At 58.1% G+C, this 19,373-nt stretch carries 18 protein-coding genes and 1 tRNA gene; 8 read left to right on the forward strand and 11 right to left on the reverse strand.

The genetic code is table 11. From position 1 onward, the window contains the following. The first annotated feature begins 514 nt into the window (after positions 1–514). From F4X57_10530 to F4X57_10565, 8 genes are all read left to right on the forward strand, one after another. Positions 515–1,276, forward strand: a complete 762-nt coding sequence (locus F4X57_10530; protein ID MYC07586.1) for a 3-oxoacyl-ACP reductase FabG — start codon at positions 515–517, stop codon at positions 1,274–1,276. 331 nt (positions 1,277–1,607) lie between these two features. Further along, positions 1,608–1,895: a molybdopterin converting factor subunit 1 gene (moaD, locus tag F4X57_10535; GenBank protein ID MYC07587.1), complete on the forward strand. Its 288-nt coding sequence runs from the start codon at positions 1,608–1,610 to the stop codon at positions 1,893–1,895. A gap of 89 nt (positions 1,896–1,984) precedes the next feature. Then, positions 1,985–2,437, forward strand: coding sequence for a molybdenum cofactor biosynthesis protein MoaE (locus F4X57_10540; protein MYC07588.1), 453 nt, complete (start codon positions 1,985–1,987; stop codon positions 2,435–2,437). Positions 2,438–2,546: 109 nt separating this feature from the next. Beyond that, positions 2,547–2,637: transfer RNA gene (locus tag F4X57_10545), tRNA-Ser, on the forward strand. A 41-nt stretch (positions 2,638–2,678) separates the two neighbouring features. Beyond that, a complete protein-coding gene (miaB, locus tag F4X57_10550; protein MYC07589.1) occupies positions 2,679–3,962 on the forward strand; it encodes a tRNA (N6-isopentenyl adenosine(37)-C2)-methylthiotransferase MiaB in 1,284 nt (427 codons plus the stop codon). Positions 3,963–4,002: 40 nt separating this feature from the next. Further along, complete coding sequence (nadA, locus tag F4X57_10555; GenBank protein MYC07590.1) at positions 4,003–5,211, forward strand: quinolinate synthase NadA; 1,209 nt, start codon at positions 4,003–4,005, stop codon at positions 5,209–5,211. A 130-nt stretch (positions 5,212–5,341) separates the two neighbouring features. Continuing rightward, positions 5,342–6,184, forward strand: a complete 843-nt coding sequence (gene nadC, locus F4X57_10560) for a carboxylating nicotinate-nucleotide diphosphorylase (protein MYC07591.1) — start codon at positions 5,342–5,344, stop codon at positions 6,182–6,184. Positions 6,185–6,194: 10 nt separating this feature from the next. After that, positions 6,195–7,481, forward strand: a complete 1,287-nt coding sequence (locus F4X57_10565) for a hypothetical protein (GenBank protein ID MYC07592.1) — start codon at positions 6,195–6,197, stop codon at positions 7,479–7,481. 86 nt (positions 7,482–7,567) lie between these two features. Here F4X57_10565 and F4X57_10570 read toward each other — a convergent pair whose 3' ends face one another. From F4X57_10570 to F4X57_10620, 11 genes are all read right to left on the reverse strand, one after another. Next, a complete protein-coding gene (locus tag F4X57_10570; GenBank protein ID MYC07593.1) occupies positions 7,568–8,032 on the reverse strand; it encodes a D-tyrosyl-tRNA(Tyr) deacylase in 465 nt (154 codons plus the stop codon). Positions 8,033–8,040: 8 nt separating this feature from the next. Further along, on the reverse strand, positions 8,041–8,337 hold the full coding sequence (locus tag F4X57_10575; GenBank protein ID MYC07594.1) for a zinc ribbon domain-containing protein: 297 nt from the start codon (positions 8,335–8,337) through the stop codon (positions 8,041–8,043). Between the two features lie 244 nt (positions 8,338–8,581). Then, positions 8,582–10,813, reverse strand: coding sequence for a phosphoribosylformylglycinamidine synthase subunit PurL (gene purL / locus F4X57_10580; GenBank protein ID MYC07595.1), 2,232 nt, complete (start codon positions 10,811–10,813; stop codon positions 8,582–8,584). A gap of 37 nt (positions 10,814–10,850) precedes the next feature. Next, positions 10,851–11,315 (reverse strand): EamA family transporter, encoded by a 465-nt coding sequence (locus tag F4X57_10585; GenBank protein MYC07596.1) that lies wholly within the window; start codon positions 11,313–11,315, stop codon positions 10,851–10,853. Continuing rightward, on the reverse strand, positions 11,315–11,737 hold the full coding sequence (locus tag F4X57_10590; protein MYC07597.1) for a DMT family transporter: 423 nt from the start codon (positions 11,735–11,737) through the stop codon (positions 11,315–11,317). The genes F4X57_10585 and F4X57_10590 overlap by 1 nt, the downstream gene beginning before the upstream one ends. After that, a complete protein-coding gene (gene purQ, locus F4X57_10595) occupies positions 11,737–12,453 on the reverse strand; it encodes a phosphoribosylformylglycinamidine synthase subunit PurQ (protein ID MYC07598.1) in 717 nt (238 codons plus the stop codon). The genes F4X57_10590 and purQ overlap by 1 nt, the downstream gene beginning before the upstream one ends. A 2-nt stretch (positions 12,454–12,455) precedes the next feature. Then, positions 12,456–12,908, reverse strand: a complete 453-nt coding sequence (locus F4X57_10600) for a GatB/YqeY domain-containing protein (protein MYC07599.1) — start codon at positions 12,906–12,908, stop codon at positions 12,456–12,458. A 181-nt stretch (positions 12,909–13,089) separates the two neighbouring features. Further along, positions 13,090–14,583: a glutamate--tRNA ligase gene (locus F4X57_10605; protein ID MYC07600.1), complete on the reverse strand. Its 1,494-nt coding sequence runs from the start codon at positions 14,581–14,583 to the stop codon at positions 13,090–13,092. A gap of 130 nt (positions 14,584–14,713) precedes the next feature. Next, a complete protein-coding gene (locus F4X57_10610) occupies positions 14,714–16,222 on the reverse strand; it encodes a hypothetical protein (protein ID MYC07601.1) in 1,509 nt (502 codons plus the stop codon). Between the two features lie 263 nt (positions 16,223–16,485). Next, positions 16,486–17,136, reverse strand: a complete 651-nt coding sequence (locus F4X57_10615; GenBank protein ID MYC07602.1) for an ABC transporter permease subunit — start codon at positions 17,134–17,136, stop codon at positions 16,486–16,488. A gap of 416 nt (positions 17,137–17,552) precedes the next feature. Further along, complete coding sequence (locus F4X57_10620; GenBank protein ID MYC07603.1) at positions 17,553–18,779, reverse strand: glycine betaine/L-proline ABC transporter ATP-binding protein; 1,227 nt, start codon at positions 18,777–18,779, stop codon at positions 17,553–17,555. Between the last annotated feature and the right edge of the window lie 594 nt (positions 18,780–19,373).

Here is a 19,373-nt window from a genome sequence, read left to right on the forward strand (position 1 = left end):
GGACACATATTTCGCCCCCATCCTAACCTTCCCCCATCAAGGGGGAAGGGACTTTTGAAATTGTCTTGTGGATGAGACGATTTCACAAATGCAATTTATACCTGTCATTTGCGGTCTATACCTGTCATTTCGAGCGAGGCGAGAAATCTAAAGTCGGAAACAGGGTTGCGTGCAACGATTTCAGATTCCTCACTGCGTTCGGAATGACAAAGACAGCGCGGAATGACAACATTAGGGATTTGTGGAATCGTCTCGTGGATTCAGGACTTTAGGGCTGTGCATAATTCGTCATTTTCCCCTTCCTAACCTTCCCCCAAAGGGGGAAGGGACATAAGGAACGGCAATTATGCCCACCTCAACGAGACTTTCGCCGCGAACGGTAGTGAAACGTGCCTGACCACCTAGAAGGAAACGCTATCAGGCGCTGCTTGACTAATGCATTATGATTGCATTTTAGAGTCCACTGATAGGCGAAGAACAATAACACTATTAGGCAAAACACAAGATTAGGAGCATCTCAATGACACTCGACGGCAAGGTGGCGCTGATTACTGGTTCGGGCAGGAATATCGGGCGGGCTACGGCGCTGGAGTTGGCGCGGCGCGGGGCTAATGTGGTCGTGAATGCGCGCTCGAATCGTGCGGAGGCGGATGGCGTGGTCGCGGAGATCGAGGCGCTGGGCGGCTCGGCAATTGCCGCAATCGCGGATGTGGGCGTCAAGGAGGAGGTCGATGCGATGGTGGGGGACGCGCTCGCGACGTTCGGTCGCGTGGACATTCTTATCAATAACGCCGGCCTGCGCGCCGCCGATTCCATCACCGACATGACTCTCGAACAATGGCGCGCGGTGATGGCGGTGAACCTGGACGGGCCGTTCTTCTGCTCGCAGGCGGTCATTCCGGGGATGATGGAGCGCGGCTGGGGACGGATAATCAATGTGTCCGGGCTGAACGCGTTCAAGGGCAGAGCGGAGTGGGCGCATGTATGCGCGTCCAAGATGGGCGCGCTAGGTCTGACGCGCGCGCTTGCCGAAGAGCTCGCGGAGCACGGTATCCTCGTCAACCATATCGTGCCGGGTGCTTTCGACACGACACCTCCACCGGGCAACGCTAACCCCTTTGCCGGACCGCCCGCCACACGCGCCGTCGGTATTCCGGTCGGCAGGCTCGGTTTCCCGCAGGAAATCGCGACGACTTGCGCATTTCTTGCGTCGGACGACGCATCGTTCATCACGGGGCAGACGATTCATGTGAATGGCGGGGCGCTGGCTTATTAGGTCGATTTATGGCATTTGGGGTTGCGTGGCGTTGGCTTTGCCTCTTTCCTAGCCTTCCCACTAGGAGGAAAGACGATTTCACAAATGCAATTTATACCTGTCATTTCGAGCAAAGCGAGAAAACTAAAGTCGGAAACAGGCTTGCATACAACGATTCAGATTCCTCACTGCGTTCGGAATGACATGGGAGTTGGTTCGGAATGACAAAGACAACGCGGGATGACAAAGACAACGCGGAATGACAACATTAGGGACTTGTGAAGTCGTCTCGGGGAAGGGGCTATTTGGGCGGCTGCGCCAATGGCAATCTGCGGCGTGGTATAATTAGCGTATAGAGCGAGTACCAAGTGCCGGAGGTCGCGCGCTGCTAGTCAGAGTTAAGCTGTTCGCAAGCTACAAGGAAAAGGCGGGTACGGCGGACATCGAAATGAGCCTGCCAACGGGCGCCACAGTGTCTGATGCGGCGAGCGAATTGCTGCGCTTGCATCCCGCTATTGCCGGAGACAAGTCGCGCCTGATGATTGCGGTGAACGAAGAGTACCAAGAGCACGACTACCCGCTAAGCGAGAACGACGAAGTGGCATTCATTCCGCCCGTAAGCGGCGGCGCGCTGCCGTAGCGCTTCCAATTCTCGGTTAATTCTTCTGTGCTAGTCTTTCCGAAACTGATTCGGCGCGTGTCAGATTGCGCGCGCACAACGGTGAACTAATGATTACCATTACCAACGAAACTCTCTGCCCGGATGCGATAACCGACAGCGTTAAGAGCGACAGCAACGGCGCGGTCGTAACATTCCTCGGCTCGACGCGCGATTCAACTGCCGCGCGCAAGGTGCAGTACCTCGAATACGAGGCATATCGCCCGATGGCGGACAACCAACTCGCTCGAATAATCGATGAGATTCGCGAGCGTTGGGGCATCTCCCATGTGGCGATAGCGCACCGGCTCGGCAGGATTGAAATCGGCGACCTCAGCCTTGTGGTTGCCATCGCGTCGCCGCATCGCAAGGAAGCGTTCGAGGCGAGCGCCTACGCGATCGACCGCATCAAGCAGATTGTGCCAATCTGGAAGAAGGAATTCTTCGAGGGCGGCGAAGTGTGGGTCGGTAGCCAAGAGGACGAGGTTGCCAAGCAGGCCGATGCGGTGGCGGCAAGCGGTTAGTTTGGCGCCTGGGCGGTAGCCTAAGCAGCTGTTGATTGTTACGCAAATCACAATCATTAATGTTGCCAATACTATGCTACGTCTGTTATATTAATTCATTAACTAGAGTGGAGGGATCGCATAGAGGTCTAGTGCGGCCGCCTGCTAAGCGGTTAGGGTTGAAAAGGCCCTCATGGGTTCGAATCCCATTCCCTCCGCCATCTATTATTTTTTTACCCTGATTTTGAGAAAACTTTCACAAATGGATGGATACTACATTTGGACTGTCGGCTGCCAGATGAACAAGGCAGATTCCGAGCGCCTAGAAAGCGCACTCGGACAGATGGGATTGGAGCCACGCCAATCGCCTAAAGAAGCCGATGTCATCGTTCTCAATAGCTGCGTTGTGCGCCAGAGCGCCGAAGATCGCGTAGTGGGCATGATGACGAGCCTCAAGCCGCTGAAGCATCGTAAGCAAGACAAGGTTCTCGCGCTGATGGGTTGTATGGTCGGACCCAATACCGACGACCTGCAAAAGCGTTTCCCGTATGTCGATGTGTTCATGCAGCCGCAGCAGTTCCAGCCGCTGATAGACCTGCTTGGCGAGCGAATGGACTTGGACACCGACGGCTGCATCGGACCGCTAGTAGCTCGTCCCGATGTGGCGACTTACATTCCCATTATCCATGGCTGCGACAAGTTCTGCACTTTCTGCATCATCCCATATCGGCGGGGCAGAGAAGTCAGCCGTCCGGTCGCGGAGATTGTGCTCGAATCTGAAATGCTGGTCAAGCGCGGCGTAAAAGAAGTTACGCTGCTTGGGCAGAATGTAGATTCCTACGGACATGATCTGCCCGAGGACAACGACTTAGGCGACCTGCTTGGCGCGGTCAACGATGTGTCCGGCATTGAGCGCGTGCGCTTTCTCACCTCGCACCCGAACGATATGAGCGACCATATCATTGATTCGGTCGCCGGGCTGGACAAGGTTTGCGAGCATATCAACCTGCCGTTCCAAGCGGGCGACGATAAGGTACTCGCCGATATGCGGCGCGGCTATACGAACGACGAATATCGCCGCCTCATCGACAAGATTCGCGAGCGCATACCCAATGTATCGCTGAGTACGGATGTTATCGTGGGCTTTTGCGGCGAATCGGATGCGCAGTTCGACGAGACGCTTTCGCTCATCGAAGACATTAAGTTCGACAAGGTTCACGCGGCGGCGTATTCCAACCGCCCCGGCACAATCGCCGAGCGCAAGCTGGTGGACGATGTGCCGCAGGACGAGAAGAAACTGCGATTGAAGGCGATCGAAATTCTGCAAGAGCGCATCGCCACCGAGATAAACGCCGAGCTGCTGGGACGCCGCTTCGATGTGCTTGTGGAGGGGCGCAAGCGGGGCAAGTGGTTTGGGCGCAATCGCAACGACAAACTGGTTTTCATCAACGACGGAGATACATACTCTGACCTTGCCGGGAAGACGGTCAATGTGAAGATAGACAAGACAGCTCCCTGGTCATTGCAGGGGACGATAGCGCACTAACGCCGCTGTGCGGTCGTGCGCGTCTGGAGGGATTATCGTTATGGTTGTCAAGCAACGAATTCCGACGATACCCATTACTGAAATCGAGCAGTCCGCGTTCTGTCAGACGGACGACGAGCTGCAAGCGAAGACACTTGAGGACGAGTTCAGCGCCGGTGTTCGCTGGCAAAAGCTGCCGGTGAGTTATATGCGAATGTCGCCGGATGAGCTTGACGTGCGTATCGCCGACGCAAGGGCGAAGCTGGGCGACAGGGCTGTCATCCTGGGGCATCACTACCAGCGCGACGAAATAATCAAGTATGCTGACTATCGCGGTGATTCGTTCAACCTTTCGCAGTTCGCAGCCACGCAGAAAAATGCGGAGAGCATCATCTTTTGCGGCGTGCATTTCATGGCGGAGACGGCGGACATACTCAGCGCGCCGTATCAGCGGGTTATACTGCCGAACTTGACCGCCGGCTGCTCCATGGCAGACATGGCACGAATCGATGATGTGCTGGACTGCTGGGACGACCTGTACGACGAACTTGGCGACGATGGCGACATTATCCCCATCACCTACATGAATTCCACCGCCGCGATCAAAGCGCACTGCGGACGCAACGGCGGCATCGTCTGTACATCGTCCAACGCGCCTGCCACCTTCGAGTGGGCATTAGAGCGCGGCAGCCGTATCCTCTTCTTGCCGGACCAGCATCTTGGTAGGAACACCGGCTTGAAGATGGGCATCGGACTGGACGAAATGGTGGTCTGGAATCCGTTCAAGCCACTGGGTGGCAACACCGTCGAAGACCTTCGCGGAGCGCGGCTCATTCTTTGGCAGGGGCATTGCTCGGTACATACGCGCTTTACCGTGCAGCAGATTGAGCAGGCTCGCGCGACGCACCCGGATGTCCATGTGGTCGTGCATCCGGAATGCACGATGGATGTCGTGCAGGCTGCGGACTCCAACGGCTCGACAGAGTACATCAAGCGGACGGTGGCGGACGCCGCGCCGGGCAGCGTTATCGGCATAGGAACCGAAATCAGCATGGTCAATCGCCTCGCCGCCGAAAATCCGGACAAGACGATATTCTGCCTAGACTCGGTTGTCTGCCCGTGCTCCACGATGTATCGCATCCATCCGGCTTATCTCAGTTGGGTGCTTGACGGACTGAACGAAGGCGTGGTCGTGAACCAAATCAGCGTTGACGACGATACCGCAGAGCAGGCGCGCATCTCGCTGGACAGGATGCTATCGGTCGTATAGCGGCTGCGTTTAACTACCTATTCAACACTGCTATTCAAGCCAAGTAAATGACCCGTCTTGGGCAGACGATATTGCGCCAAGATGGGTCTGTTCGTAGATGAAGGCAGCGAGGAACACGGCATTGTTTCACATGACACTGGAAACGGAGGCGCTGATAGACAGAGCGCTATCCGAAGACCTATCCATAGGCGACCCGACAACCGACATCCTGATTCCGCCGGATATGCAGGGCAGGGCGTCGTTTGTCGCGAAGGAAGACGGCGTTCTCGCGGGCTTGGATATCGCGCTAGCCGTTTTTCGGCGATTCGATCGCTCCCTTGCGGTCACCGCCAATGTCAGCGACGGGGAGCGCCTGTCATCGGGCGACCTGATTGCCACCGTCGATGGCAGGATGAATCCACTGCTCAAGGCGGAGCGAACATCGCTGAACTTCATTCGCAGGCTGTCCGGCATTGCGACTGAGACTTCCGCCTATGTGCGCGAAGTCTATGGCTACGATGTGCGAATCGTGGACACGCGCAAGACGACTCCGGGCTTGCGCGCGCTTGAGAAATACGCCGTGCGGGTCGGCGGCGGATACAATCACCGGCAAAATCTCGGCGATGGCATTCTCATCAAGGACAATCATATCGCGGCGCTGCGCGATCTCGGCATGAACCTTGGCGATGTGGTGCGTAAGGCGAACAGCGAGAAGTCGCACACGATAAATGTCGAAGTCGAAGTCGAAGACCTTGCGCAAGTGGAAGAGGCGCTGGACGCAGGCGCGAAAATCCTGCTGCTGGACAACATGGCGCCGGAGGATATGGCGCTCGCCGTGCGGATGTCAGAGGGCAGGGCGGTTACCGAAGCGTCGGGCAACATCACGCTCCGAACGGTGCGCGCCGCCGCTGCGTCGGGCGTCGATCTCATATCCGTGGGCGCGCTTACGCACTCCGCCAAAGACCTCGACATCAGCCTAGATTTCGCATCGTGAGCGGCTGACATTGGCTAGGCTATTCGTTGGCTTACTCGCGCTTGTTCTGCTACTCGCCTGCGCCGCCGTAATCGCGGCAGTGCGCCCGGTTACGGAACCCGGCGTCGATCTCATCGCCTTCGTCAGCACGGACGGCGAAGTGATGACGATGCGTCCCAACGGCTTGCAAGTCAACACTATCAGCCCCGATGTCGATGGGTTTTTCACCTGGCCTACATGGTCTCCTGATGCGAACACGCTTGTGTATTCCGGTGCCGTGGAAAACGACGGCGCATTGCAGCTGAACCTGTACGCATCGGACATCTCGGGCGGCGCGGAGAGGGTATTGCACGCCGGCGAACCGGGCGAAGTGGGGTTGCTGGCGCAGGGCGTCGTTCACTATCCGCTGTGGACTCCGAACGGTCAGCGGCTCGCTTTCATCGCGAACACCGGCAGTGAGCTGAGCCTCTTTATGGACGACCTGCGGGACGACCCGACAGCAAATCATCTATTGGACGATGGGCCGCTGTGGATGTCCTGGTCTGCTGATTCTTCCACGCTTGCAGTGCATCGCGGTGTAGAACACTTCGCCGTTTCTTGCGAGGAAGATTGCACCGCACAGCAATTGCAATTGCGTGAATCAGGCTATCGTGTGCCAGCACTGCATCCCATTGACGGCTCGCTGACTATACGCTCGCAGCCAGCGGTACGGCAGGCGAGCGTGTCCAGCGTGCGAATGGACGGCGCACGAGTGCAGGCGATAACGCCACTGCGCAGCGTAGAAGGGGAGACGGCATTCCTTTGGTCGTCAACGGGCAGACACCTTGCGATTGCCGAAGCATCGCAATATCTGATGTACCGTGATACAGTGCTGCCCGTGTACGAAAGTCTAGCCGTCGTGCCAATCGGCACATCGGCAAGCGTGATCGAGTTAGACGTGCCGGTTTTGGCATTCTTCTGGTCGCCTGACGGCACGAAAATCGCGTTCGTCACGCTGTCCAACAGGCAGGGCGCACTAAGCTGGGCGCTTTACGATGCTCATAGCGGCGAGAGCACGCTGCTGGTAGATTTCGCACCATCCGGCGAGCAGGTGACGATGTTCCAGTTTTTCGACCAGTATGCCTACTCGCATTCGCTGTGGTCGCCGGACAGCCGCAGCATCGTGTTCGCCGGCGACCTGTTGACCGACTCAGTTACGGCATCAATGGGCGCGCATCCTGGGCACTCGTCGTTCCACATCGTGGTGGTGGATGTGGAGCCGGTCGCGGAGGCGCATGTGGTCGGGGAAGGCATAATGGGCTTCTGGTCGCCGCGCTGAAACTCGGTTGTTGCCTGCGCCCTGTTATCCCTCTACCCTGATTGGGGGAAGGCTAGGAGCTGGGAAGAGGGCAATATCACTTGGCGTCAACCTCGCCTTGTGCGATGCCTGTCGGCGGAATCAATCAGGATGGTTACTGGTCCGTCGTTGTGGATTGACACTTCCATGTGCGTTTGAAATCTGCCTGTTTGCACCTTCAGTCCGGTCTGCTCGAACAGGCGCAGTGTGCGGTTGAACAGGTCGGAGGCAGGCTCCGGTGGCATGGCATGACTGAAGCTGGGGCGTCGTCCGCGCCGTGTGTCGCCGTATAGGGTGAACTGGCTTATGACGAGCAATTCCGCGGATGTGTCGAGCGCTGATAGGTCGAACTTGCCGTCGTCGTCGCTGAATATGCGAAGATTGGTGGTCTTTCCGACGATATAGGCGGCATCTTCCTCGTCGTCGTCTTCGTGGATGCCGATGAGAACGACTAAGCCCGCGCCAATGCTGCCGGTGATCTCGTTGTCAACGGTGACGGACGCATGTGAGACACGCTGGATGACGGCGCGCAATGGTGGGACTACTCTTCCGAGCTAGAAGATGCGGAACTCGCCTTGGATGTCGAACCTGAGGAAGAGTCTTCGCTGCCGGAGTTTTCAGACGAGCCGTTGCGACTGGTGGTGTTGGTGTAGCTGCTGCCCTTGCCGTAGTCGTTCACATAAAAGCCGCTGCCCTTGAAGACTATGGGCACGGCTACGAACTGGCGGCTGGCTTGGCTGTCACATATAGGGCAGTTCGCCACGGGATCGTCATAGAAACTCTGGCGTTCCTCAAAACGATGGCCGCAACTGTTGCACTTGTAGTCGTAAGCAGGCAATACAGACACTCCTATCCAATCCGATTTTAGCAGCAGCGCACCGCAACTGACAGCATTATTAATGTAGCACTACGCCGTTTTAGTGTCAAATTGCGAGCGGCTTGTGCTTCGTGAATTTTCCAGTTGTAGTGTCAGGATGATTCGCGTTCCATTTGTCGTTTCTCGCCCTCAGGGGGAAGGTTGAGAAGGGGGCAATGGTATAGGCAATTCGCAAGTCCCAAGTGTGCTGTGCAGTAAGATTTGCTTACAACCTGTCTTCCAGTCCGCGTCGCCATTTTGCATCTATCTCCGACAAGGGCAATTCAATCGCGCCGGCAATCGTAAACGAATCCGGCGCGACTGCGCCCAACTCGCAGAACGGCACGCCTTCTTCCGCGCAGACTGCCGCGAATGAATCTAGCCTGTCCGGTGGGAGCGACACGACTATCCGGGACTGCGCTTCTCCAAATAGCGTGACATCCCAGCGCGCGCCAGGCTCCGCCAGCGTCATGCCTAGCGCCGTTTCCGCGCCGCAATCCATGCCCAACCCGCCTTCGATGCAGGATTCGGCTAGCGCGACTGCCAAGCCGCCTTCAGAGCAGTCGTGTGCTGAGCCGATTACACCTGTCGTTGCTAGTCTGCGGCAGGCGCGCTGCAACGCTGCTTCGGCTTCGATTTCAAGCGCGGGCTGCCCTGCTACCACGCCATGCATGACTTCGAGGTATTCGCTGCCCACTAGCGTGGATGGGTCGGCGTGGATGTCCGATGCGCCTAGCAGTGCGATGATGTCTCCAGCCTGCCGGAAACCCATGCCCACATTGGCGCGCGCGTCGTCTAGCAAGCCCAGGCAGCCGATGATCGGTGTCGGGTATATGCCCACGCCCTGCGTCTCGTTGTACAGGCTGACGTTGCCGCTGATGACGGGCACATCCAGCGCGCGGCACGCTTCCGCCATGCCCAGGATGCATTGCTCCAGCTGGTAGTATGTCTCCGGCTTTTCAGGGTTGCCGAAGTTTAGGCAATCGGTGAGGGCAATCGGTGTCGCGCCGGTGCAGGATACATTGCGGCACGCCTCCGAAACGGCAATCATCCCGCCGATGTACGGGTCGAGATAGCAGAGCCGCCCGTTGCCGTCCGTTGACAGCGCGATGCCCTTGTCCGTGCCCTTCACGCGCAATACCGCAGCATCCGCTCCCGGCGCCGCGACCGTGTTCGTCTGCACTTGATGGTCGTACTGGCGATACACCCATTCCTTGCTCGCTATGTTCGGCGAGGCGAGCAGGCGCAGCAGCACATCCGCCGGCGTCTCTTCAGGCAGCGGAAGCTCGGACAGGTCGCGCGATTGCAATGTCGTCAGCCATTCCGCCTTGACGCCCTGTAATCGGTACTGCGGTGCGTCCGTGAGCGTCCTGACCGGCGGCGCGCCCTGTGCTTCGCCGTCGTCTAGGATGCGCGCCAAGCCGTCATCGGTTGAAGTGCCGATGACGGTCGATTGCAAATCCCACTTGTCGAACACTGCTTTTACCGCGTCTTCGTATCCGGGCTTGACGACCACTAACATGCGTTCCTGCGACTCGGACAGCATCACTTCGTAGGGCGTCATGCCGGTTTCGCGGCGCGGTACAAGCGCGACATCAATCTCTATGCCACTCTCGCCGTTCGACGCCGCTTCAACCGATGCGCTTGTCAGTCCCGCCGCGCCTAGGTCTTGCAGTCCGATGATGTGACCGGTCTTGGCGACTTCTAAGCATGCTTCGATGAGAGATTTTTCCATGAACGGGTTGCCGACCTGCACGGTCGGGCGCAGCTCGCGTTCGTCCTCGAATGTGCGGGACGCAAGCCCGGATGCGCCGTGTATGCCATCGCGACCAGTGTCCGACCCGACGAGCATCAGCAGATTGCCCGCGCCGCCGGTCGTGGCGCTCAGCAGGTCGTCCGCCGACAGTATGCCTACGCACATCGCGTTCACCAACGGGTTGCCAGCGTAGGAATCCGAAAAATATACTTCGCCGCCGACATTGGGGATGCCGATGCAGTTTCCGTAGCCGGAAATGCCTGCGACCACGCCGCCGAACAGATAGCGGTTGCGCGGCTCGTCCACGCTGCCGAATCGAAGCGAGTTCATAAGCGCTATTGGACGCGCACCCATCGCGAATATGTCGCGCACGATGCCGCCTACGCCAGTCGCCGCGCCTTCGTATGGCTCAATCGCGGAAGGGTGATTGTGCGATTCGATCTTCATTACGACCGCAAGCCCGTCGCCGATGTCCACGACGCCCGCGTTCTCGCTGCCGGGCGTTACCAGCAGGCGCGGGCTGTCGCTCGGCAACAGGCGCAGCAGCGGCTTGGAGTGCTTGTAACCGCAGTGTTCGCTCCACAGCGAGCCGAACAGCCCTAATTCCAAGTGATTCGGCTCTCTGCCGAGCCGTTCCACGATTGCCTCATATTCCGCGTCCGTGAGCGCGAGTTCGTCCAGCCTTTCCCTTGAGACCGCCATATTCTATCCGTCCTGTCTATCGACGACTCTTATTACTCTATTCTATGCCTAGTGTAATCAGGGCTACGCCGATGATTACCATTATCGTGCCTATGAAGGTTCGTATCGTTACACGCTCTACGCCGCGCAGGAAAATCAGCGTCATTAGCAGCGCGAACAAGGGGCTGGTTCCCGCTAACGGCGCGACTAGGATTGCGGGCGCTTTGCCGAGCGCAAGAAACCAGAATGTTACGCCCCAAGTAGAGGCGCAGCCGGCGAGCGCAACGAACAGCCAGCCCTTTCTTGACGGGCGCACCCTGTAATCGGCGCGTATCTGGCCTTGGAATATGGCGAATAGCACCAGTGTCCCCAAAATCATGGAAAAGGCGTTAGCCACGAGCGGGGGGGCGATGTCGAGCGCGATTTTGCGCCCCAGAACCGCGAGCGCGCCGTAGCATGCCGCCGCGCCTATCGCTGCGGCGTAGCCAATTAGCGCATCTCGTCTGTCTATCTGTTCTTGCATTATTTTTGACCAACTATCATTGCGATTCCGCCGATGATTACAAGCGTTCCGGTGAAGATGAAGAAGTTCATGCTCTCTCCGCCGAGCGTTACGCCAAGAATACCCGAGAATAGCGGCGCGGCGCCGATTATGGGAGCGGAGCGCGACACGCCTATCTTGTTTACGCTGGTGAAGTTGAGAAGCCTGCCAAGCGGGAAGTTCAGCGTTCCGGTTATGAGGAACCAGACGAACGCGATGCCGCTCAACGCGAAGATATCGTCGAAGTGGAAGACGAGCGCAAGCGTGAGCGTGATGGCAATGCCTATCAGCAGCGATACAAACGCGCCTGTGGTGGGACGCATGTACTGCAAGCCGATGCGGGCGAATACGGCTGCCGCGCCGAATCCCATTGCCGCCGTCAGCGCCATCGCCGCGCCCAGCATCAGCGAGATACGGCGCTTATGCTGGCGGCGTTCAGCGCGTCTATCATCGACTGGAAGATGACCTTGCCGTCCTCGCCGCCGAGCAGCGCGTCGCAGCAGCGTTCGGGATGCGGCATCATTCCGAGCACATTGCCTCGCTCATTGATGATGCCAGCGATGTTGTTCAGCGAGCCGTTGGGGTTGGCGTCAGGCGTGATGTCGCCGCTATCGTCGCTGTACCTGAACACGACACGCCCTTGATCTTCGAGCTGCCGTATGACCGCGGGTTCGGCGAAGTAATTACCCTCGCCGTGCGATATGGGAACGCGCAGCGTCTGCCCAACGGACGCCGCGCTGCTGAAGGAGGTGTCCGCGTTATCCACGCGCAGGGTCGTCCACTGGCAGCGAAATTGGAGATGGTCATTGGGCAGCAGGACGCCGGGCAGCAAGCCCGCCTCGCACAATATCTGAAAGCCGTTGCAGATTCCGATGACAAGTTTGCCCTGTGCCGCGAAGTCGTTCACCGCCTGCATCGCTGGCGAGAAGCGCGCTATGGCACCGGGTCGCAGGTAGTCGCCATAGGAGAAGCCACCGGGCAGTATGATGCAGTCGTATGGCGAAAGATCTGTGTCTTTGTGCCAGACATATTCGACGGGCTTGCCGAACACATCGTTCAGCACATCGAAGCAATCTACATCGCTCCAAGTGCCGGGGAAGACGACAACGCCGAAGTTCATGCCTACAGGCTCCGCAGCGTCTGATTGACCAGCGCGCTGACCTGCTTGCCGTCCGCGCGCGCACGCACTTGCGGCATCACCTTGCCCATCACTTTGCCCATGTCCTGGGGGCCGGTAGCGCTTACATCGGCAATAGCTGACTGCACAATCGCGGCAATCTCGTCCTCGCTCAACGGCTGAGGCAGGTATTGGACTACGATGGCGAGTTCTGCCTCTTCCTTGGCGACTAGGTCTGGGCGGTCGCCCTTCTGGTACGCCTCTATGCTGTCGCGGCGCTGCTGAGCCTGCCTGCTGAGCACTTGCATCACAGCGTCGTCGTCGAGGGCGTCGGTGCGCTTTGCCTTCTCTTCGTAGCCGATCGCGGAGAGCAGCAAGCGGATGGTGTCGCGGCGCACAGCATCGCGCTGGCGCATCGCGTCCTTGAGGTCGTTGGTAAGCGCTTCCTTTAGCGGCATCGTACAATCCTAACTACTCTTGGAGACGATTTCACAAATCCCAATATCGTTATTTCGCACTATTTTTGTCATTCCGAACGCAGTGAGGAATCTGAAATCATCGCACGCAAACCTGTTTCCGACTTTAGATTTCTCGCTTCGCTCGAAATGACAGAGAAAAAATTGCATTTGTAAAGTCGTCTTACTTCCGGGCGGCTGTTGCGACATCCAGGCTGTCCCGCGCGTCCGCTATCAATGTGAGGCTGCGATCGCGTCCCAGCACTTCCAGCGATTCGAAGAGCGGCGGCGCGATTCTCTGTCCCGTCGTTGCCACGCGCAGAGAGCCGAAGAGCTGCCCCGCTTTCACATCAATCTCCTTGACCATGCCGCGCAGCAGGGCTTCGATTGATTCGGCGTCGAAGTCGGGCAGGTTGGCAAGCCCGTCGTGCGCCGCTTCAAGGCACATCTGCGTTGATGCGACGTCCATCCTGCGCTGGATGAGTTCGTCCGGCGCGTACTCGATGTGTTCCTTGAACAGGAAGGCGACTAGCGGCGCGGCGTCTCGCAGCGTCTTCATGCGTTCTTGCACTAGCGGGACGATTTTCAGCGCAAGCTCGCGCGACGGCAGGCTGGGTATTTCCGGCGGCGGGTATGCTTGCCAGAAGTTTAGAAGCGCGTCCGCGAGTTCGTTTGCGCTCATCTCGCGGATGTAGTGGCCGTTCATCCAGTCGAGCTTTTCCGTATTGAATATCGCGCCCGCCTTGGACACGCGCTCGATGGAGAAATTGGCGATTAGGCTTTCGGTCGAGAACAGTTCCGTCTTGTCATCGAGCGACCAGCCGAGCAGCGTCAGGAAATTGACCATTGTGTGCGGCAGGTAGCCCATCTCGCGGTATTCGAGCAACGATGTCGCGCCGTGCCGCTTGCTGAGCTTGGACCTGTCCGGCGCGAGAATTATCGGCAAGTGCGCGAACTGCGGCGGTTTCCATCCCAGCGCGGCGTAAAGCTGTAGGTGGCGCGGTACGCTCGGCAGCCATTCCTCGCCGCGCAGCACATGCGTAATCCGCATCTCGTGGTCGTCAACCAAGTGCGCGAGGTGATATGTCGGGTATCCATCCGACTTGAGCATCACGAAGTCGTCCACCAGACGATTCTCGAAGGTGACCTCGCCGCGCACGAGATCGTCGATGGTGGTCGTGCCTTCGAGTGGCATCTTGAAGCGCACGACAGGGTTTTCGCCGCGCGCGCGCAGTTCGAGTTCGAGCGCATCGCGCTCTTCATCTGTGAGACTGCGGCAGCGGCGGTCGTAGCCTGTCGTATTCTGCTGCTTGGAGCGTTGCTTGCGAACTTCAATCAGCCGTTTCGGAGAGCAGTAGCACTTGTACGCGAAGCCGGATTCGATGAGCCGGTCGGCGTACTTCGCATACAGCGGCAGGCGTTCGGACTGCTTGTACGGCGCGTATTCGCCGCCGATGTCCGGTCCTTCGTTCCATTCAAGCCCGAGCCATTTCAGCGCTTCGATGATGACTTCGACGGCACCATCGACGGCGCGTGCCCGGTCGGTGTCTTCCACGCGGACGATGAACTCGCCGCCGTGCCGTTGCGCCAGCAGCCAGTCAAATATGGCTGTGCGGATGTTGCCTACATGCGGTTCGCCCGTCGGACTTGGCGCAAACCTAACGCGAAAGTCGCTCATGTCGATATAGCCTCCGCAGACTATTCTAACATGAGCGACTTAAACTTACACCGATATTAGAGGATAGCCAAGATGGGACGGTTGTTATCCTGCTCGTCCTGACTATCCAAGTGAATTGTGGTTTGCTGTGCTATTCGCTGGGCCAGCCTTCAGGGGTTTCGCCGGCGGCGAGGGCGATATGTATGCTCTCGGCTGCTTCGGAAGTTACCCAGTCTTCCCAGATGTCGGTGTTGGCGCTCAGCCACCAGAGCGCGGTCGCGTTGGTGTCCGCGTCCGGGTTGGTGTCCTGCCAGCGGACGACCGCCTTGTAGATGTCGATGTTGAAGTCCCATGCGCGGAGCATGTTAATGACTTCCGGCGCTCTTGCGGGCAGGTCCGGCGCGACTGCTATCAGAATAGTGGCGTCCTCGTAGGCGCAAGCCTTCGTGGTGAACCAGCACTCGTCGCTGTAGGCTGGCTCTTCCAAGCGAACTAGGTCGAGCTTGAGCGCGGGGTCATTGGTGCCCCACTGGTAGCCGAGCCACGGCTCCTGGCGCTCGTATGCGCCGTAGATGTCTGCGTTCAGCGCTGCGCCGTCGCCGGGGTTGATGACTTCCACATAGTCGCCAAGCCCATAGGCTTCGATCTGCGCTTCGTTCACGACTTCGCAAGCCCAGCCGATGACGCAGGAAACCAGCCGCGCCTTGTCGCCGGTCTCGGCTGTGGTGAACAATGCCTGATACTGCGGGTCTTTCAGGTCTTCAACGCTGTCAAGCTCAGGATACTGCTCTTGCAGGTATGCGGGGATGACAAACGCGGACTGCCAGTCCTTGCCCAGGCTCAGACCGACGGAGACGACTTCGCCAGCGGCGCGCGCTTCGTCCCATGCCTCATCCTGGTTAGGCAGCCAAATCTCCATGGCAACATGCGTGTCGCCGTTTCGCAGCCCTTGGAACAGGGGCAGTGTCGCGCCGAACTTGACATCGGTCGGGTAGCCGTAACCCTTCTCGACGAGATACTGCGCAATACGGTTCTGCAGCAGTGCGCTCGACCAGTTCAGGTCGCCGAAAATGATGGTCTCGCGCGGCGGCTCTTCCATCATCGCGCGCTCTTCGAGCGCCATAGCGACGATGCTCTGCACTTCGTCAGCGGTGAGCGCGTCAGATTGTGCTTCCATGACTGCCATGCTGACGGCGGATTGCACATCTTCGCTTGTAACGGCAGATTCCTGCGCTTCCATAACCGCCATGGAAATCGCGGATTCGACATCGTCGGCCGTAACGGCGTCCTCACTGGCAGCCATTACCGCGGATTCCACCATAGCCTGAATCTCTTCGGGGCTTGCGCCTTCCATGGCTGCGGACTCGACGGCTTCTTCCACCATCATCGCAATGTCGTCGGCAGATACTTGCGACTCTGCCATGCCCATCATGGACTTTTCGACCATCGCCGATATTTCTTCAGCCGTAACCTGTGGTGCTGCGGGGGCAGGAGCGGGCGCGGCGCTCGCGACTGCCGATTCAACTATACTTTGCAGCCGTGCTTCGTCGATCGCAGGCGCCGGTGCGGGAGCCGGTGCGGGCTGCGAGCAGGCGATTGCCGCGAACGCGACGAGCGCCATAATCAGCGCCGCCGGCAACAACATTCCTTTCTTTACCAAAGTCCTATCCTCCTTGCTGATTGCTTGTCCATTTCTTGTAAATTTACGATCCGATTACGATGCGGTCTCAAGCGCTCCGTAATGCGCTTGCCGAGAATCGATCGGCTGCGCGCGGATGCGACGACCGCGTTGTTTCTACCGTTGCACTATATCAGATAAGCAAGCCTCCTGACTTTCTTCGAGACGAAATTGCAAGAATCATTGATGAGAGTCTGCCGCGAATGCGCCACTGACAGCATTCTCAGGCAGTTCACCCCCTGCGATTAACCAGCAGCATGGCTCAGTGCGTCTTGGCGGCCACGGGCTACGCCCTGCGTGAGCCGATCGAAGATGATGGCTAGGAAGACGATAGCTGCGCCGGAGATTAGCCCTTCGCCGACCTGGTTCTTTTGCAGGGCGCGCAGAACGTTGTCGCCCAAGCCGCCGGCGGCGACCATGCTAGCGATTGTTACCATTGCGAGCGCCATCATCGTGGTCTGGTTGATGCCCGCCATTATCGTGGGCATTGCCATTGGCACTTGCACCTTCGTCAGCACCTGCCAAGGTGATGCGCCGAACGAACGCGCGGCTTCTACGACTTCTTCATCTACTTGTCGAATGCCCAGATTGGTCAGGCGTATGACGGGCGGCACGGCGTAGATGAGCGTGGCGAATATGCCTGCCGGTGAGCCGAGTCCGAAGAACAGAATGCCCGGCAACAGGTACACGAAGCTGGGCATCGTCTGCATGGCGTCCAGAATCGGGCGCATTATGTTGTCCGCCAGCTGACTGCGTGCGCCAATTACGCCGAGCGGCAGTCCGGCGGCGACCGCGATTGCGACCGACACCAGCATGAGCGCCACTGTGTCTATCGTGTTCTCCCACAGTCCCATAAAGCCGAAGAACAGCATCGCGAAAGTGGTGAAGAGCGCCATAGGCCAACGCCCGACAGCGTACGACAGCAACGCGAGCGCGACGACTATCGCGGGCCAGGGAATCCATTTGAGAGTTTCTTCGATGTACCGCAAGGCGTATTGGATAGCCGCCTTAAGCCCTTCGAACAGCCAGTCGCCGTTCTTTGTCAGCCAGTCCGCCCAGCCGTCGATGCTGTCGCCGGTTACCTGCCGCAGCGATTTCTCGATGACGACCGTGTTTGCGCCGGCAGCGACTTCCGAGCTCGATACGGTGGTGGGGTATTCCATGTTGGGACCCCAGACAAGCAGGCATGCAAGGAGCACGATGATCACCGCGCCGATGCCGAGCAGCCAGAAGTAGATGCGCGGCACCTGGCTTGCGGTTACTCGTTGTGCGTCTTCGGAGGTCTGTTGAAGGTTTTCGACTTGCGCCATGCTTAATCCTCCATCGAGTCGTCCGACATCCCTGTAAGCAGAGCGCCGCGGTGCACTTGGCCGAGCAGCCGACCGTCTTCGTTGACGACTGCGATGGGATGCTCCGTGCTCGCCGCCATCGGGATAAGTTCTTCGATGTACGCGTCCGGACTTGAGGTCATCACTTCGGACAGTCGAACATCGCGCAGGGATTCGACTTTCTGCCGCGCGAGATTTCCGGCTTCGTCTTCGGTGATGATGCCCTTCAGGATGCTGTTGTGCCCAAGCACGAGCAACACATCGGTATCGTTGCTGCGCATTGCTTGGAGCGCGGCGCGTGGGCCCTGCCAGTCGTTCACGACCACATCGGGTTCTTGCATAATCGCTTTCGCCTGAATGACCTTCGCGCGCGAAACATCCTGGATGAATGAAGTTACATAGTCGTCCGCGGGCAGGGTTACTATCTCTTCGGGCGTGCCTTCCTGCACAATCTCGCCGTCGCGCATAATGGCGATGCGGTCGCCGATTTTCAGCGCCTCGTTGAGGTCGTGTGTGATGAAGACGATGGTTTTCTGGATGGATGTCTGCAGCGAGATAAGTTCGTCTTGCATCTCTCGGCGGATGAGAGGGTCGAGTCCGCTGAACGGCTCGTCCATCAGCAGCACTTCGGAGTCGGCTGCGAGCGCGCGCGCCAGTCCGACACGCTGCTGCATACCGCCGCTCATCTCGCTGGGCAAGTAGTCTTCCCAGCCCTTCAGACCGACGGTCTCAATGGCTTCGAGCGCCGCTTCGTAGCGCGCTTCTTTGTCAACGCCGCGAATCTCCAGCCCGTATGCGACATTGTCGAGCACGCGGCGATGTGGCAGCAGCCCGTAGTGCTGGAAGACCATCGCAATCTTCTCGCGGCGGAACTGGATGAGCTGTTCGGAGTCGAACTTCAGCACATCTTCGCCATCGAACAGCACCGCGCCTTGCGTGGATTCGATGAGGCGGATGAGGCAGCGTACCAGCGTTGATTTGCCGCTGCCGGACAGTCCCATAATGACGAAAATCTGCCCTTTGCCGACTCGGAACGACACATCGCGCAGTGCGACGACAAGCCCTAGTTCTTCCTGAATTTCGGCGCGCGATGACGAGGCATACTTGTCCTGGAGGGCGATTTTCGGGTTCTTGCCGAATACCTTCCAGAGGTTCTTGACCTCGATCTGCGTTGGCTGGCGCTGCGTATAATGAGGGTCTTCCGTTGCCATATACCAGCCTTTCCGGCGAATACCGTTCGCCTGACATGCCGCGCCGCGCTCGCGAGTGCGTGAAATCGCACTGTCATGACGGCTTGGTGTCTAGTGGCTGCTGAGGTTGTGGAGCCGATAACTCTTGCGCTCTCGGCTACTGTGATTGACTAGTGCTTGTCTGAAATGCGGAGATGATGTAATTGTGGTTGTGAATGAATAAATGAATGATTAAGGCGGCGGAAGCCTACATATATCGCGTTGGCGATTAGGGTGTATTGACGGGCGAGCCGCTTTCGCTAGGGTGTTCAAGTCCGAATATCTGTGCAATGGGATTTTGACACGCTGGCTATCAGCATGTCAAATATGGCAGGGGTGATGCGATCGTGTCGCATACTGCGATGGCGACTCTCGGCTGCGACGATTTGGAACGAATAACGACGATTAACGTATGACTCTTATGGCTTGGCGGAAGAGCTGGCAAATCGTCTGTTGCCTAGGCTGTTTCCCAAAACTGCCCTTGCGATGGTAAAATCAGTCGCAATTAGGCGCGATGAATAGGCGACGAAATGAAGAACCACATTCATTGATAAAGAGGACGAACATTCAGCAGTA

The sequence above is a fragment of the Chloroflexota bacterium genome, from assembly GCA_009840355.1.
Lineage (GTDB): Bacteria > Chloroflexota > Dehalococcoidia > Lucifugimonadales > JADFKI01 > Bin90.

Excerpts from the sequence above, each read along its gene's own strand:
- nadC (MYC07591.1), top strand. The coding sequence starts at position 5,342 with ATGACACTGGAAACGGAGGCGCTGATAGACAGAGCGCTATCCGAAGAC.
- F4X57_10590 (MYC07597.1), bottom strand. The coding sequence starts at position 11,737 with ATGCTGGGCGCGGCGATGGCGCTGACGGCGGCAATGGGATTCGGCGCG.
- F4X57_10620 (MYC07603.1), bottom strand. The coding sequence starts at position 18,779 with ATGGCAACGGAAGACCCTCATTATACGCAGCGCCAGCCAACGCAGATC.
- F4X57_10585 (MYC07596.1), bottom strand. The coding sequence starts at position 11,315 with ATGCAAGAACAGATAGACAGACGAGATGCGCTAATTGGCTACGCCGCA.
- miaB (MYC07589.1), top strand. The coding sequence starts at position 2,679 with ATGGATGGATACTACATTTGGACTGTCGGCTGCCAGATGAACAAGGCA.
- F4X57_10540 (MYC07588.1), top strand. The coding sequence starts at position 1,985 with ATGATTACCATTACCAACGAAACTCTCTGCCCGGATGCGATAACCGAC.
- purQ (MYC07598.1), bottom strand. The coding sequence starts at position 12,453 with ATGAACTTCGGCGTTGTCGTCTTCCCCGGCACTTGGAGCGATGTAGAT.
- nadA (MYC07590.1), top strand. The coding sequence starts at position 4,003 with ATGGTTGTCAAGCAACGAATTCCGACGATACCCATTACTGAAATCGAG.
- F4X57_10615 (MYC07602.1), bottom strand. The coding sequence starts at position 17,136 with ATGGCGCTCTTCACCACTTTCGCGATGCTGTTCTTCGGCTTTATGGGA.
- F4X57_10600 (MYC07599.1), bottom strand. The coding sequence starts at position 12,908 with ATGCCGCTAAAGGAAGCGCTTACCAACGACCTCAAGGACGCGATGCGC.
- purL (MYC07595.1), bottom strand. The coding sequence starts at position 10,813 with ATGGCGGTCTCAAGGGAAAGGCTGGACGAACTCGCGCTCACGGACGCG.
- F4X57_10605 (MYC07600.1), bottom strand. The coding sequence starts at position 14,583 with ATGAGCGACTTTCGCGTTAGGTTTGCGCCAAGTCCGACGGGCGAACCG.